The organism is Caballeronia sp. 11_S32, assembly GCF_056930355.1.
In genome coordinates, this window is sequence record NZ_JBXOWH010000003.1 from 675,560 (window position 1) to 690,577 (window position 15,018).

Here is a 15,018-nt window from a genome sequence, read left to right on the forward strand (position 1 = left end):
TGGATGCATTGTGCCAAAGAAGAACGACCGTGCGAATACGCAAATGCCCGAAAAGTGATTTATTAGGCAAATAAAGAACCAATTCGGCAAGTGGACTGCAGATGCGGGTAAGTCCTGATGATCAAAATGTTTCAAATTACTTCATCAAATACCGTTTAAGCCATTGATTAGTATAAGAATTATTAAATTTCTTGTGGATCGATGGTTGTAATTGACTGGTATTATGTTGGTTATATAATGGGCTCTTCCATGTAGCTGAGACCCGTCTGACGGCGCATCGCCGGGCGAGATCTGACGCCCGACGCGCAGCGCTTTCTCGCTTGACGGGGTGCAGCGAAATGCTCGAACGAAAGTTGCAGGCAGCAAACCGCGGTTGCTCCGGCTACGTCGCGGACAAGCATCGATCAGCGCCGGCCCGGGCGCACCTGACGTAACAAAGCATCATCAGGGCAAACAAGAGAACAAGAGAACGAGAGGACCCAAGGAAGCCGTCCGCTTCTTTCGAAACGAAAGCCTGCTCGCAGCATGGCGCGGACGACACTGAACCTCAATCAGGCATCGCGTACTTCCAGAGACACTCATGCTGAAAGGAAACATACTCACGACCGAAGGCTGGATCCACGGTTCCGTTCGTTTCGAGAACGGCCGCGTGACGGCCCTCGAAGGCCATATCGCCGATCCGCTCGTCAACGACGCGCCGTATATCCTGCCCGGCTTCATCGATCTGCACGTGCATGGCGGCGGCGGGCGCGACATCATGGAAGGCGGCGACGCAGCGGACACCGTCGCGCGCCAGCACGCGCAGCACGGTACGACGAGCCTGCTCGCCACCACGATGACCGCGCCGCGCGATGAACTCATGCAGGTCGTCGCGGGCTTGGGCGAACAGGCGAGACGCCGCGCGGAAGACGGCGCGCGCATGCTCGGCGTGCATCTCGAAGGTCCGTACATCAATCCCGGCAAGCTCGGCGCGCAGCCCGACGCGGCCGCCGTCGCGGTGCGCGACGAAGTGCTGAAATACCTCGAACTCGCGCCGATCCGCGTCGTCACGATCGCGCCGGAAATCTCGGGGCATCTGGACATCATTTCCGAAATGGCGTCGCGCGGCGTGCGCGTGCAGCTCGGCCATTCGCTCGGCACCTACGACGACGCCGTCAATGCGCTCAAGCACGGCGCGCGCGGCTTCACGCATCTGTTCAACGCGATGTCGCCGCTGCATCACCGCGACCCCGGCATGGTCGGCGCCGCGCTCGCGCATGCCGAATACGCCGAGTTGATCCCCGATCTGCTGCACGTGCATCCGGGCGCCATTCGCGCCGCGATGCGCGCGATTCCGCGTCTCTACGTCGTGACCGACAGCACGTCGGCCGCCGGCATGCCCGACGGCGAATATCGCCTCGGCAGCCAGCACGTGACCAAATGCATGGGCGGCGTGCGTCTCGCGGACGGCACGCTCGCCGGAAGCACCCTGACGATGGATCAGGCGCTGCGCAATCTCGTCTCGCTGGGCATTCCGCTCGCGGACGTCTCGAATCGCCTGTCGCGTTTCCCCGCCGACTATCTCGGGCTCGAAGACCGCGGCCGCATCGCGCGCGGCGCATGGGCCGATCTCGTCGTGCTCGACCGGGAACACCAGCTGACCGCCACGTATGTCGAAGGAGAATCAATTGTCGAATATGCTTAATGAAGCGCTGGAGTCCGCGGATGTCGTCGCGGCCCAGCTTGCCGATACCTCGCGCATCGAAGCGCTCGCGGACAAGCTCAAGGAGCAGCCGCGCAATGTCGCACTGACGGTCGCGCGCGGCAGTTCCGACCACGCCGCCAGTTATTTCGCAAGCCTGACGATGAGCCGCATCGGCGTGCCGGTCGCGTCGCTGCCGATGTCCGTGGCCACGTTGCAGCAGGCGCCGCTGCGGGTCTCGGGCCAGCTCGCCGTCGCGTTCTCGCAGTCGGGCAAGAGCCCCGATCTCGTCGGCACGATGCAGGCGCTGCGCGATGCGGGCGCGTTCACGGTCGCGGCCGTCAACGTCACCGGGTCGCCGCTCGAAAGCGCGTGCGAATACTTCCTGCCGCTCCTCGCCGGTCCCGAGCTTTCGGTCGCCGCGACCAAGAGCTATATCGCGATGCTGTCGCTGTCGGCGATCGTGATCGCGCACGTTCAGCGCGACGTCGAACTGCTCAACGCGCTGAAGTCGCTGCCGGATGCGCTGCGCGCCGCGGGCAAGCTCGACTGGACGCGCGCCGTCGACGAACTAAAGGGCGTCGACCGCATGATCGTGATCGGCCGCGGCCTTGGCCTTGCCATCGCGCAGGAAGCCGCGCTCAAGCTGAAGGAAACCTCCGGCATCCAGGCCGAAGCGTTCTCCAGCGCGGAAGTGCGCCACGGCCCGATGGAAATCATCGACAAGGACTATCCGCTGCTCGTGTTCGCGCCGCGCGGGCCGGAGCAGGCGGGCCTCGTCCAGCTTGCCGCCGACATGCGCGCTCGCGGCGCGCGCGTGCTGCTCGCCGCGCCGTCCGACGTCGCACAAGCGGAGTTGCCGCTCGTCGCGACCGATCATCCGGCGCTCGATCCGATCGCCGCAATCCTTTCGTTCTATGTGATGGCCGCGAATCTGGCCGCCGCGCGCGGGCGCAATCCCGACGCGCCGCGTCACCTGAACAAGGTCACCGAAACCCATTGAGTGAGATAGCCGATGCGCCGTGCCGAGGAGTCCCTGTTGAACCAATCCACTGATAACCCGAACGACGTCGTGCTGCTCGCGCCGTTCACCGGCCCCGTCGTGCCGCTCGCCGACGTGCCCGATCCCGTGTTCGCCGAGGGCATGTTCGGCGACGGCATCGGCATCGATCCGCTCAATAACGTGCTCATCTCGCCTTGCGACGGCACCATCACGCATCTCGCGCGCACGCATCACGCCGTGACGCTGCGCACGAAGGAAGGCGCGGAGATTCTGGTGCATATCGGCATCGACACGGTCGAGCTGGGCGGCAAGGGCTTCACGCCGGCGGTTCAGCAAGGCGCGACGGTGCGCGCGGGCGAGCCGCTCATCGAATTCGACGCGGATTTCGTCGCGCAGAACGCGCCGAGCCTCGTTTCGGTGATCGCGGTCGCGAACGGCGATGCCTTCGACGTGGTCGATCGCGCCGGACGCGGCGTGTTGAAGGCGGGTTCGCGCATGCTGATTCTGCGCGCGAAGCAAGGCGAAAAGGCCGAGACCGCGCGCAACGGCGCGGTCGTGCTCGAGGAAGCGCGCCGCAAGCTCACGCTGGCGCATGCGGGCGGCTTGCATGCCCGTCCGGCGGCGCGGGCGCGCGAAGCGGCGCGCGGCTTCGACGCGAAGGTCGAAGTGCGCTACGAGGGCAAGAAGGCGCCGGTGGAAAGCGTCGTCGGTCTGCTCGGCCTCGGCGCGGGCGACGGCGCAACCATCGAACTGGTCGGTATCGGCGCGCAGGCGCAACAGGCCGTCGATGCGGTCGCCGCCGAACTGCTGCGCGCGGCGCTGGGCGAAGTCGAGGAGACGCCGGCGCGCGCGAAGTCGCCCGCGCCGGTTGCGCAAGCCGTCCGATCGGGCGAGCCGCTTGCGCCAAACACGCTCGCGGGCGTGTGCGCGGCGCCGGGCATCGCGGTCGGAAAGCTCGTGCGCTGGGACGATCAGGACATCGTGCCGCCAGAACAGGCGAGCAGTTCGTCGGCGGCGGAAAGCCGTGCGCTCGACAAAGCCATCGCGCAGGTCGACACGGAGCTCGGCGAAACCGTGCGCACTGCGTCGCAGCGCGGCGCGGTTGGCGAAGCGGGCATCTTCGCGGTGCATCGCGTGCTGCTCGAAGACCCGACGCTCGTCGATGCCGCGCGCGATCTCATCAGCCTCGGCAAGAGCGCGGGCTTCGCGTGGCGCGAGGCGATCCGCGCGCAGATCGCGCTGCTTTCGAACGTGCAGGACGATCTGCTCGCCGAACGCGCGGCCGATCTGCGCGATATCGAAAAGCGCGTGCTGCGCGCGCTCGGTCTCAGCAACACGGCGGCGCGCGAGCTGCCGCAGGAAGCCGTGCTCGCGGCCACCGAATTCACGCCGTCCGATCTGTCGTCGATCGACCGCACGCGCGTCACCGCGCTCGTGATGGCGCGCGGCGGCGCGACCTCGCACGCGGCGATCATCGCGCGGCAGGTGGGCATTCCGGCGCTCGTCGCGATCGGCGATGCGCTGCACGCGATTCCCGAAGGCACGCAAGTGGTCGTCGACGCATCGGCGGGCCGTATCGAGCATGCGCCGACCGCGCTCGACGTCGAACGCGCGCGCAACGAACGCGACCGGCTCGCGGGTGTGCGCGAGGCGAATCGCAAGCTGTCGCAGGAGGCTGCATCGACGAAGGATGGCCGTCATATCGAAGTCGCCGCGAACATCGCGACGCTCGACGACGCGAAGGCCGCCGTCGAAAACGGCGCCGATGCGGTCGGCCTGCTGCGCACGGAACTGCTGTTCATCCATCGCCAGTCGGCGCCGACGGTCGCGGAGCACGCCGAAAGCTATCAGGGCATCGTCGATGCCTTGCAGGGCCGCACCGCGATCATCCGCACGCTCGATGTCGGCGCGGACAAGGAAGTGGACTATCTGACGCTGCCGCCCGAAGAAAACCCCGCGCTCGGCCTGCGCGGCATCCGTCTCGCGCAAGTGCGCCCGGACCTGCTCGACGACCAGTTGCGCGGCCTGCTCGCCGTGAAACCTCTCGGCGCGGTTCGAATCCTTCTGCCGATGGTCACCGATTCCGGCGAACTTCAACGCCTGCGCGCACGCATCGACGAACTTGCGCGCGAAGCCGGCCGCACCGAGCCGGTCGAAGTGGGCGTGATGATCGAAGTGCCTTCGGCGGCGCTGCTTGCCGATCAACTCGCGAAGCACGCCGATTTCCTCTCGATCGGCACCAACGATCTCACGCAGTACACGCTCGCGATGGACCGCTGCCAGCCCGATCTCGCCGCGCAGTCCGACGGTCTGCATCCGGCCGTGCTGCGTCTCATCAAGGCAGCGGTGCAGGGCGCTGAGAAGCACGGCAAGTGGGTTGGCGTGTGCGGCGCGCTCGGCGGCGATCCGGTCGCGGCGCCCTTGCTCGTCGGGCTCGGCGTGACCGAATTGTCGGTCGATCCGGTGTCCGTGCCCGGCATCAAGGCGCGCGTGCGCAATCTCGATTACCAACTGTGCCGTCAGCGCGCCGAGGATTGCCTCGCGCTCGAATCGGCACAGGCAGTAAGAGCGGCAAGCCGCGAAATCTGGCCGCAGGACTGACGTCCGTTCCGCACCCAGCGTCGGCAAGCTTTTTCAGCAATCCCCGAAGCAGTAACGACAAGACTTATATTTTTGGAGAACCCGATGGACGCCAACCCGTTTGCAAAAATGCAGCGACTAGGCCGCGCGCTGATGCTGCCGATCGCCGTGCTACCGGTGGCCGGCCTGCTATTGCGCCTCGGCCAGCCCGATGTTTTCAACATCAAAATGATCGCCGACGCCGGCGATGCGATCTTCACCAACCTGCCGCTCCTGTTCGCCATCGGCGTGGCGGTGGGTTTTGCGAAGGACAACAATGGCACGGCGGGTCTCGCCGGCGCGATCGGCTATCTCATCGAGGTGGCCGTGATGAAGGACATCAACGCCAAGCTCAACATGGGCGTGCTGTCGGGGATCATCGCCGGCATGCTCGCCGGTTATCTCTATAACAAGTACAAGGACATCAAGCTGCCCGAGTATCTCGCGTTCTTCGGCGGCAAGCGCTTCGTGCCGATCATCACGGGCGTCGCGTGTCTGATACTCGGCATCATCTTCGGCTACGTGTGGCAGCCGGTGCAGGCGGCCATCGACGGCGCGGGCAACTGGCTCACCACGGCCGGCGCGCTCGGCACCTTCGTGTTCGGCGTGCTGAACCGCATTCTGCTCGTCACGGGCCTGCATCACATCATCAACTCGCTCGCATGGTTCGTGTTCGGCTCGTTCACGCCGCCGGGCGGCGGCGCGGTGGTGCACGGCGACCTGCATCGCTTCTTCGCGGGCGATCCGACCGCGGGCGGCTTCATGACCGGCTTCTTCCCGATCATGATGTTCGGCCTGCCTGCCGCCTGCCTCGCGATGTTCCATGAGGCGCCGAAGGAGCGCCGCGCGGTCGTCGGCGGCCTGCTGTTCTCGATGGCGCTGACCGCGTTCCTGACGGGCGTGACCGAGCCGATCGAATACAGCTTCATGTTCCTGGCTCCCGTTCTGTACGCGATCCACGCGGTGCTGACGGGCCTGTCGCTCGCGATCTGCTCGGCGCTCGGTGTCCATCTCGGCTTCACGTTCTCGGCGGGCGCGATCGACTACGTGCTGAACTACGGTTTGTCGCAGCGCGGCTGGATGGCAATTCCGATCGGCATCGTGTACTTCATCATCTACTACGGCCTGTTCCGCTTCTTCATCCGCAAGTTCAACATGGCGACGCCGGGCCGCGAGCCCGCCACGACCGACGCCGAAACCGACGCGCAAACCACGGTCGATGGCGGCCTGATCCCGCCGGTGCCAGGTGCTGCAGCGGTGTCCGCATCGGGCACGCGCGCGGCGAAGTACATCGCGGCGCTGGGCGGTGCGTCCAACCTGACGCTCGTCGATGCCTGCACGACGCGTCTGCGTCTGTCGGTGGCCGACTCGGAAAAAGTGTCGGAAGCGCAGTTGAAGACCATCGGCGCGCGCGGCGTGCTGAAACGCGGTGCGACCAACGTGCAGGTGATCATCGGGCCCGAAGCGGACCTGATCGCCGATGAAATCCGCACCGAGCTGGAGCACTCGTCGACGCGCGGCGCGACGCCCGCATCGTCTACGTCGGCGCAACCGGCGGCGGCTGTCGCTAGCGCTGATCAGACGCCCGGCCCGCTCGATCCGGACCCGGCACGCTGGTTCGCGGTGTTCGGCGGCGCGACCAATGTCGTCTCGCTCGACGCGGTCGCTCAGACGCGCCTGCGCGTGGTCGTGCGCGATCCGTCGTCGGTGGATCGTCAGCGTTTGTCGTCGCTGGACGTGGCGTGGGTGTCGGCGGATACGTTCCACATCGTCGTGGGCGCGGCGGCGCAGCGTTATGCCGCACAACTGTCGACGCGCCTGTCGGGCAACGGCGGCGGCACGGCTCCGATGCCGGCGTGATGCGCTAGCCGATGCATGAAAGCAAACGGCACCTGCGGGTGCCGTTTGCTTTTCAGCGCACGATCAAAGAAAAAGCCCGCTGTCTCATCGACGGCGGGCTTCGCAATTTCTGCCAAAGCACAGTCAGGTATTACGCATAGTCGTGCAACGCCGAGCGCATTTTCTTCATCGCGCTCGCCTCGATCTGGCGAATGCGCTCCGCGGACACGCCGAACTCGTCGGCCAGCTCGTGCAGCGTCTTGCCGCCCGAGCCGTCGTCCTGCACGTCGAGCCAGCGCGCCTTGATGATGCGGCGGCTGCGCTCATCGAGCGATTCCAGCGCTTCGGCGAGGCCATCGCTTTGCAGCTTGTCGAACTGGCGCGCCGCGATGACATTGGTTGGCTCGTTGTGCGAGTCCGCCAGATAGGCGATGGGCGCGAACGCTTCCTCGCCGTCCTCGACCTGACCCTCGAGCGCGATATCGCCGCCCGACAGACGCGTTTCCATCTCCGCGACTTCCTCGCGCTTCACGTTCAGCTCGTTCGCGAGACCGTCGATCTCATCCGGCGTGAACGCCGAATGACTCGTCTTGTGGCTGCGCAGGTTGAAGAACAGCTTGCGCTGCGCCTTGGTCGTCGCGACCTTCACCGTGCGCCAGTTGCGCAGGATGTACTCGTGGATCTCGGCCTTGATCCAGTGCATCGCGTACGACACCAGGCGCACGTTTTGCTCCGGGTCGAAGCGCTTCACGGCCTTCATCAGACCGATGTTGCCTTCCTGGATCAGGTCCGCATGCGGCAAGCCGTAGCCCAGATAGTTGCGGGCGATCGACACGACGAGGCGCAGGTGCGAAAGCACGAGCTGCCGCGCCGCGTTCAGGTTGCCGTGTTCGCGGAATTCGGTGGCGTACTGACGTTCCTCTGCCGGCGACAGCATTGGAATGCGGTTCACTGCTTGTATGTATGAATCGATGTTGCCGATCTGGCCGGTCAGCATCGACGACTGTGCGTACGTCAGCGCGCCTGCCGATGCCTTGGCAGGTGCCGAGTTCAGTACATTCGGAAGGGTCATCGCATTGGTCACGCTCATAAGCTCCTTATCAACAATTCGCTCGCCGCTTAACACCAGCGACAAGTCAGACACGATATTAGCACTCCCGTTTGCCGAGTGCTAAGTGTTAGAGCAGGAAGGAATGTGGGAGTTCCCACAAAAACTATCGAATTTGCGGGATCAATAGGACAGTCCGTTGCGCGGCAAGTGGTATAGGTTACCGGGTAACACATCGATTTCGAATCGATTACCGGTCTTGTGCGCTGCGGCGAAAGAAAATTCAACAAAACGGCGCGAGCTGCTGTGATTCCTGCAAATGCTGTAGAACGTCATTAGAATCGCCAGACGGCTCCGTTGCAGAAAACACGCCCGTCATCCGAGCAAATGGGGTGCTAATGCATAAAAACAAGACTTCCCGGCATCGTTCGATGTGTCATCTCGCCGTCTGCGCCGCGCTCGGCTTCGCGTCGGCGGCGGCGCATGCGGACCGCTTCGGCGTGCAGGTCGCCGCCGGCCTGGCCGACCGAGACATCAAAAAGGCGGATCTCGGGCTGTCCTGGGATCCGGGCCTCACCTGGTGGGAGATCGGCGGGTTCCACTTCACGTTCGTCGGCGAAGGTCACGTGTCCTATTGGCATTCGAAGGAAGATAACGCGGTCAACCCGAACATCTGGGAATTCGGCATCACGCCGGTGGTGCGTTTCGTGAAGAGTTCGGGCTATTTCCGGCCGTTCATCGAGGCGGGCGTGGGCGTGCGGCTGCTCTCGCACGCGCGCATCACGCAGGATTTCACCGTGTCGACGGCGTTCCAGTTCGCGGACGTGATCGGCGTCGGGATGATCTTCGGTCAGAAACAAAGCTATCAGGCCGGCTTTCGCTTCCAGCATCTGTCGAACGCGGGTATCAAAGAGCCGAATCCTGGTATAAATTTCAGCCAGCTATATCTGCAATACAACTTCTGACGAGGCGCCGGCGCATCGGTTCCTCGACACAAGGGGAATCGACAGATGCCGGCAAAAACCATTGAGGCCATACGCGGCCTCGAGCGCGATCGCTTCCGTGCGATGGTCGAGGGCGACGGCCCGGCGCTGGACGCGCTGCTGGCCGAAAACGTCAGCTACGTCCACACGAACGGCAAGCGCGAAACGAAACGCCAGTTCATCGACGCCATCACCGCTGGACGCCGCCGCTATCGTCAGATCGAGATCCAGTCGCAGGACGTGCTTCCAGCCGGCCGCGACACCTGTCTCGTGTCGGGCCGCGCGCTGGTCGAAATGGAGTCGAAGAACGGCGCGCTGCTTTTTCCGATTGCCTATACCGCGGTTCACGTCCAGACGGAAGGGCAGTGGCAATTGCTCGCGCTGCAGGCGACGCGCGTCGCTCTCGAATAGAGCCGCGCGCCGCCTCGGCTGCGCGTTACGCCGCGGCCTCCATCGGCTCGTCCTGCAGGTCCTCCTGCGTGACGCCCTCCGAACGGTTCACCGCGCTCACGACCGCATCGGCGACCGCGAGCGCCGGGTTCGCATGCACCGCGACGCCGAAGCGCGTCTGGCCTTCGCCGACGCGGCAGCCGACGAACACGGCCGTGTCGCCGTTCGCTGTGACGGCCGTTTCGAACCAGTTCACGCTCGCATCCACGCCGAGCGCCGCGGCGACCGTCTGCGCGTGAGCGTCGTCGCTTGCGGCGCCTGCCGCCGGCGCCACCGCGACGCGCCGTCCGAACACCGACAGCGTCGACGCATCGACGCGAGAAACCGGGCCGCCCGCGTCGAAATATTCGCGCTTGAAGAGTTCGCAGATCGCGTCGCCGCTGATTTCGACGCCGGACGTATCGGTCACCTTCTGGACGGCGTGGCTGAATTCGATCTGCACGCGGCGCGGCGGTGTGAAGCCGAGACCGCGTTCGAGCAGATAGGTCGCGCCGCCCTTGCCGGACTGGCTGTTCACGCGGATGACGGCGTCGTAGCTGCGTCCGAGATCGGCCGGATCGATCGGCAAGTAGGGCACTTCCCACACGGTGCCCGGCACGCGCTGCGAGAAGCCCTTGCGGATCGCGTCCTGATGCGAACCCGAAAACGCGGTGAACACGAGATCGCCCGCATATGGATGGCGCGGATGCACCGGAATCTGGTTGCAGCGCTCGACCACGCGGCGCACGGCGTCGATGTCGGAGAAATCGAGGCTCGGATCGATGCCTTGCGTATAGAGATTCATCGCGAGCGTGACGAGATCGACATTGCCGGTCCGCTCGCCGTTGCCGAAGAGGCACCCTTCGATGCGATCCGCGCCCGCGAGCACCGCCATTTCCGCCGCCGCGACCGCCGTGCCGCGATCGTTATGCGGATGCACCGAGAGGACGATGCTGTCGCGAAAACCCATGTTGCGGTCCATCCACTCGACCTGATCCGCGAAGACGTTGGGCATCGCGGCCTCGACGGTCGCGGGCAGGTTCACGATCATCTTGTGGCCGGGCGTCGGACGCCAGGTCTGCGCAACCGCGTCGCACACTTCGCGCGCGAACGGGAGCTCCGTCATGCTGAAGGTCTCGGGCGAGTATTGGTAGACCCAGTGCGTGTCAGGCCGCGCCGCCGCGCATTCCTTGATGATGCGCGTGCCTTCCACGGCCAGCGCCTTCACTTCATCCTTCGACTGATTGAAGACGATCTTGCGGAACGACGGCGCGATCGCGTTGTAGAGATGCACGATCACCTTGCTCGCGCCTTCGACGGCTTCGAACGTGCGCTCGATCAGTTCGCGGCGCGACTGCACGAGCACTTCGATGGTCACGTCGTCCGGGATGCGCTTTTCGTCGATCAGTTTGCGCACGAAGTCGAAATCGGTTTGCGATGCCGACGGGAACCCCACCTCGATTTCCTTGAACCCGATTTTCACCAGCATCTCGAAGAACTCGAGCTTTGCCGCGATGCTCATCGGCTCGATGAGCGACTGGTTGCCATCGCGCAGATCGGTGCTCATCCAGATGGGCGCCTTCTCGATCGTGCGGTTCGGCCAGCGGCGGCCATTCAGACGGACTTGCGGAAACGGGCGGTATTTCTCGGCGGGGTTCGGCATCATGATCGTCGATCTCTCTTCGGACGGTTTGCGTAGCGCCTGCGAGAGAGGCTGTGTCCGGCGGCTGGCCGGGCTTGGCGGGATGCACGTAATACCGGACCGCGCGCGCGTGTCCCGGGATCACCAGTGACGGTGACGCCTGCGACCAACGTGAACGTGCGCGAAGCAGCGTGCATTTGACCCTCGCGTTTCCGTTTCGCGGGATGCGCGAACGAAAAGCTGACGACTACAGGTGGTAAGAAAAGGAACTACAGGGGACTTCTGGCAGGACCGCGCTTGCTCGGAAAACCCGGCGACGCGCGGCGCTACGTCTGGCGACTTACGCTAGACGTAGCGATAGGGGCCGCGCTAGGCGGCCCGAAATAATTCGGAGGGAGGAGGGCTGGGTGAAGCTCATGCGTTCGACTTTAAACCAGCGTTGAATACCGTGTCAAATCGGGGTTGCTACGGGTTCGCATGATTCGTGACGGGTTTGCGCACGACATCGGCGATGGCTTCGACCTGGCGCGCGACCGCGGACGGCACCGGCACATCGCCGCGCAGCACGCATTCGATCCAGCGCGCGGTGGTCGCGGCGTCGAGTGCTTCGGGCAGATCGACGTGCGGCGCATGCGGCTGCGAATGCTCCGGCGAGATCAGCGTTTCGACGTGGCCGTCGTGGAACCAGTCGACCTGCACCTGGCGGCGCGTATCCGCGACGGCTTCGCCTTCGGTGCCGCGCGCGAGCAGTGCGCCGCCCACTGCCGCGTCCGGATGCTCGGTGAAAAGCCCCGTCAAGCTCTCGCGATACTCCGGATGCGTGTAATTGACGAGCCTGAGCCCCGGCTCCGCGAACGGCTGAAGGATCTTCACGAGCGTATGCGTCGAATTGCGCACGCCCATGCGGCGCCGGAGCGCGAGCAGCCGCGCGAGCTTCGGCGCGAGCACGCTGATCGGCGCGAATGCGAGCCGGCGCGATGCGAGGCTGTCCTCGATTTCGTCGTGCGAAGCCGCGTGCGCGATGCCCAGTTCGGCGAAGATCTCGGCGCTCGTCACGCGGCCCGGATCCGCGGTGACGCCATGCACCAGCACGGGCACGCCTTCGCGTGCGAGCAGAAGCGATAGCAGCGGCACCAGGTTCGGCGTCTTGCGCGCGCCGTTGTAGCTCGGAATCGAGACAGGCCGCGCATGCTCGCGTCCATCCTGAACGTGCAGCGGCTCGAACGAGCGATGCGCGGCGGATAGCATCGCGGCAAGCTCGGCGGCGGATTCTCCCTTCACGCGGTAGGCGAGCAGCACCGCGCCGAGTTCGAGTTCGGAGACTCGGTTCTCGAGCATCGCTTCGTAGAGCGCGTAGGTATCGTCGCGAGACAGGGCGCGCGCGCCGTTCGGCCCGCGGCCGATTTCCTTGATGTAACGTGCGCAGGCGAAAGTAGGGGCAGCAGAGTCGGTCATCGGAAAGATACGCGGAGCGGGCGCTCTTTTTCGATACTGTGAGCGATGCCGTCGCGCGTTTCAAAGGTGCAGGAATGTTATTCAGTATCGCATTTAAAGCGCGCTGGCAAGCTGCGGCGGCCGAAGGTTTCGCGCGGATTTCGCTCCACGCGGCTTCGCGATGAACGTGCGGCGAGCTTCCCGAAGGCTCGTCGAAAGCTCGGAAACGCACGCCTGACAAGCTTCGCCACGATTTGCGCGCGCACGTTAAACTCCCTTTTCTCGCCGGCCGTTCGCGCCAGGCATTCGCCCATGAATCTGCACATCAAAAACAGCAACAGGAGAGCGGGATGAGTTACGTGTTTCCTCCGGCGCCGGCAGCAGCGGTGCCCGTCGACGGTTCGAACGAGCAGTTTCCGGTGCGCCGCATCTATTGCGTCGGTCGCAACTACGAAGCCCACGCGCGCGAAATGGGCCACGATCCGGACCGCGAGCCGCCGTTCTTCTTCAGCAAGCCCGCCGATGCCGTGCTGTACGTCGCGCCAGGTTCGACGGGCGAGTTTCCGTATCCGTCGCAGACGAAGAACCTGCACTTCGAGATGGAACTGGTCGCCGCGATCGGCAAGCAGGGCAAGGACATTCCCGCCGATAAAGGGCTCGATTATGTCTACGGCTACGCGCTCGGTCTCGACATGACGCGCCGCGATCTGCAGGCCGAAGCGAAGAAGCTCGGCCGTCCGTGGGACACCGCCAAGGGCTTCGACCGTTCCGCGCCGATCGGCCCGATCCATCCGGTCTCGAAGGCCGGGCATCTGGAGAAGAGCGCGATCTGGCTGACCGTCAACGGCGAGGAGAAGCAGCGCTCGGATATTTCGCAACTGATCTGGTCGGTGGGCGAGACGGTCGCGTACCTGTCGACGCTCTTCGAGCTCTTCCCCGGCGATCTCATTTTCACCGGCACGCCCGAAGGCGTCGGCGCAGTGGTGAAGGGCGATCTGCTCAAGGGCGGCGTGGATGGAATCGGCGAATTTTCGGTGCGCATCGTATGAAGCTCTATAGCTATTTCCGCAGCTCGGCGGCGTATCGCGTGCGCATCGCGCTGAATCTGAAAGGGCTCGACTATGAGTACGCCGGCGTGCATCTGCTGCGCGACGGCGGCGAGCAGCTCAAGCCCGAATATCGCGCGGTGAATCCGGACGGCATCGTGCCGTCGCTCGTCGATGGCGACGATGTGCTCACGCAGTCGCTCGCGATCATCGAGTATCTGGAGGAGACGCATCCGGAGCCGCCGCTCCTGCCGAAGAACCCGGCGGATCGCGCGTTCGTGCGTGCGGTCGCGATGCAGGTCGCGTGCGAGATTCATCCGCTCGACAATCTGCGCGTGCTCAAGTACCTGAAGCATCAGGTGAAAGTGCCGGATGAGGTGAAGGACGCGTGGTATAGGCATTGGGTCGAGACGGGTTTCGATTCGCTCGAAAAGCGCTTGGCGAACGACAAGCGCGTCGGCGCGCTGACCTTCGGCGACACGCCCACCGTCGCCGATCTGTGCCTCGTGCCGCAAGTGTTCAATGCGCGGCGCTTCGGCATCGACGTGAGTGTTTATCCGACGATCGAACGCATCGCCGACCACGCCGCCAGCATCGACGCGTTCGCTAAGGCCGCGCCGGCGCAACAGCCGGACGCCGAATGACGGCTGCGGTTTCTGCGGGAACGCTGTCGAGTTTTCTGTCGGGCGCGGGGCTGGGCGCGAGCCTGATCGTCGCGATCGGCGCGCAAAACGCGTTCGTGCTGCGGCAAGGGTTGAAGCGCAGGCACGTGGGCATCGTCGTGTCGATCTGCGCGTTCATCGACGTATTGTTGATTGCCCTCGGCGTCGGCGGAATGGGCGCGCTGATCGCGCGTGCGCCCTTTCTGCTCGACGTGATCCGCTGGGCCGGCGCTATCTTCGTGTTTCTGTACGGATTGCGCGCGTTCATCGCGGCATGGCGCGGGCCGGGGCATCTGAACGCGTCGGACGGCGAATCGCAGACGGCGATCGGCGCGGCATCCACCGTGCTCGCGCTGTCGCTGCTCAATCCGCACGTCTATCTCGATACGGTGGTGCTGCTCGGCGGCATCGGCGCGCGGCGCGGCTGGCCGGGCAGCGGCTGGTTCGCGGCGGGCGCGATGTGCGCGTCGATCATCTGGTTCACGGCGCTCGGCTACGGCGCGCGTTTGCTCGAGCCGTGGTTCGAGAAAGACATGTCGTGGCGCGTGCTCGATGTGATCGTCGGCTGCGTGATGTGGTGGATCGCGGCGTCTCTGGTCTTCGCGCGATGAAAAAAGGGCGTCCACGCGGAC

General features: G+C 64.7%; 12 protein-coding genes. 9 read left to right on the top strand and 3 right to left on the bottom strand.

Features of this window, described 5'->3' with window-relative positions; translation table 11 throughout:
* The first annotated feature begins 580 nt into the window (after nt 1–580).
* The 4 genes from nagA to nagE all read left to right on the top strand — a co-directional run bounded on the left by nagA (nt 581) and on the right by nagE (nt 7,163).
* Nucleotides 581–1,684, top strand: a complete 1,104-nt coding sequence (nagA, locus tag AC1Z32_RS14820) for an N-acetylglucosamine-6-phosphate deacetylase (RefSeq protein ID WP_483479359.1) — start codon at nt 581–583, stop codon at nt 1,682–1,684.
* Nucleotides 1,677–2,684 (top strand): SIS domain-containing protein, encoded by a 1,008-nt coding sequence (locus AC1Z32_RS14825; RefSeq protein WP_483481636.1) that lies wholly within the window; start codon nt 1,677–1,679, stop codon nt 2,682–2,684. Before nagA ends, AC1Z32_RS14825 begins: the two co-directional genes overlap by 8 nt.
* Nucleotides 2,685–2,696: 12 nt before the next feature.
* A complete protein-coding gene (ptsP, locus tag AC1Z32_RS14830; RefSeq protein WP_483479360.1) occupies nt 2,697–5,285 on the top strand; it encodes a phosphoenolpyruvate--protein phosphotransferase in 2,589 nt (862 codons plus the stop codon).
* 84 nt (nt 5,286–5,369) lie between these two features.
* Complete coding sequence (gene nagE / locus AC1Z32_RS14835) at nt 5,370–7,163, top strand: N-acetylglucosamine-specific PTS transporter subunit IIBC (RefSeq protein WP_483479361.1); 1,794 nt, start codon at nt 5,370–5,372, stop codon at nt 7,161–7,163.
* Between the two features lie 130 nt (nt 7,164–7,293).
* Here the strand turns inward: nagE and rpoH are convergent, their stop codons facing one another.
* Nucleotides 7,294–8,226, bottom strand: coding sequence for an RNA polymerase sigma factor RpoH (gene rpoH / locus AC1Z32_RS14840; protein ID WP_483481637.1), 933 nt, complete (start codon nt 8,224–8,226; stop codon nt 7,294–7,296).
* A gap of 395 nt (nt 8,227–8,621) precedes the next feature.
* Between rpoH and AC1Z32_RS14845 the strand changes: the two genes are divergently transcribed.
* Complete coding sequence (locus tag AC1Z32_RS14845) at nt 8,622–9,155, top strand: acyloxyacyl hydrolase (RefSeq protein WP_483479362.1); 534 nt, start codon at nt 8,622–8,624, stop codon at nt 9,153–9,155.
* Nucleotides 9,156–9,200: 45 nt separating this feature from the next.
* The gene (locus AC1Z32_RS14850; RefSeq protein WP_483479363.1) at nt 9,201–9,584 is read left to right on the top strand and encodes a nuclear transport factor 2 family protein; all 384 of its coding nucleotides are present in this window, start codon (nt 9,201–9,203) and stop codon (nt 9,582–9,584) included.
* Between the two features lie 25 nt (nt 9,585–9,609).
* Here the strand turns inward: AC1Z32_RS14850 and leuA are convergent, their stop codons facing one another.
* Entirely contained in the window at nt 9,610–11,268 is a 1,659-nt protein-coding gene (gene leuA / locus AC1Z32_RS14855; protein WP_483479364.1) for a 2-isopropylmalate synthase, read from the bottom strand.
* A gap of 441 nt (nt 11,269–11,709) precedes the next feature.
* Complete coding sequence (gene ybiB, locus AC1Z32_RS14860; protein WP_483479365.1) at nt 11,710–12,699, bottom strand: DNA-binding protein YbiB; 990 nt, start codon at nt 12,697–12,699, stop codon at nt 11,710–11,712.
* A 329-nt stretch (nt 12,700–13,028) separates the two neighbouring features.
* Between ybiB and AC1Z32_RS14865 the strand changes: the two genes are divergently transcribed.
* The 3 genes from AC1Z32_RS14865 to AC1Z32_RS14875 are packed head-to-tail and all read left to right on the top strand — an operon-like array spanning nt 13,029 to nt 14,997.
* Nucleotides 13,029–13,727, top strand: a complete 699-nt coding sequence (locus tag AC1Z32_RS14865) for a fumarylacetoacetate hydrolase family protein (protein ID WP_483479366.1) — start codon at nt 13,029–13,031, stop codon at nt 13,725–13,727.
* Nucleotides 13,724–14,368 carry a maleylacetoacetate isomerase gene (maiA, locus tag AC1Z32_RS14870; protein WP_483479367.1) on the top strand — a complete coding sequence of 215 codons (645 nt, stop codon included), beginning with the start codon at nt 13,724–13,726 and terminating at the stop codon, nt 14,366–14,368. Before AC1Z32_RS14865 ends, maiA begins: the two co-directional genes overlap by 4 nt.
* Complete coding sequence (locus tag AC1Z32_RS14875) at nt 14,365–14,997, top strand: LysE/ArgO family amino acid transporter (RefSeq protein WP_483479368.1); 633 nt, start codon at nt 14,365–14,367, stop codon at nt 14,995–14,997. Before maiA ends, AC1Z32_RS14875 begins: the two co-directional genes overlap by 4 nt.
* Nucleotides 14,998–15,018 lie beyond the last annotated feature (21 nt).

Coding starts and splice junctions, on each gene's coding strand:
- AC1Z32_RS14875 (WP_483479368.1), top strand. CDS start 14,365: ATGACGGCTGCGGTTTCTGCGGGAACGCTGTCGAGTTTTCTGTCGGGC.
- nagA (WP_483479359.1), top strand. CDS start 581: ATGCTGAAAGGAAACATACTCACGACCGAAGGCTGGATCCACGGTTCC.
- AC1Z32_RS14865 (WP_483479366.1), top strand. CDS start 13,029: ATGAGTTACGTGTTTCCTCCGGCGCCGGCAGCAGCGGTGCCCGTCGAC.
- nagE (WP_483479361.1), top strand. CDS start 5,370: ATGGACGCCAACCCGTTTGCAAAAATGCAGCGACTAGGCCGCGCGCTG.
- ybiB (WP_483479365.1), bottom strand. CDS start 12,699: ATGACCGACTCTGCTGCCCCTACTTTCGCCTGCGCACGTTACATCAAG.
- maiA (WP_483479367.1), top strand. CDS start 13,724: ATGAAGCTCTATAGCTATTTCCGCAGCTCGGCGGCGTATCGCGTGCGC.
- AC1Z32_RS14845 (WP_483479362.1), top strand. CDS start 8,622: ATGTGTCATCTCGCCGTCTGCGCCGCGCTCGGCTTCGCGTCGGCGGCG.
- ptsP (WP_483479360.1), top strand. CDS start 2,697: ATGCGCCGTGCCGAGGAGTCCCTGTTGAACCAATCCACTGATAACCCG.
- leuA (WP_483479364.1), bottom strand. CDS start 11,268: ATGATGCCGAACCCCGCCGAGAAATACCGCCCGTTTCCGCAAGTCCGT.
- AC1Z32_RS14850 (WP_483479363.1), top strand. CDS start 9,201: ATGCCGGCAAAAACCATTGAGGCCATACGCGGCCTCGAGCGCGATCGC.
- AC1Z32_RS14825 (WP_483481636.1), top strand. CDS start 1,677: ATGCTTAATGAAGCGCTGGAGTCCGCGGATGTCGTCGCGGCCCAGCTT.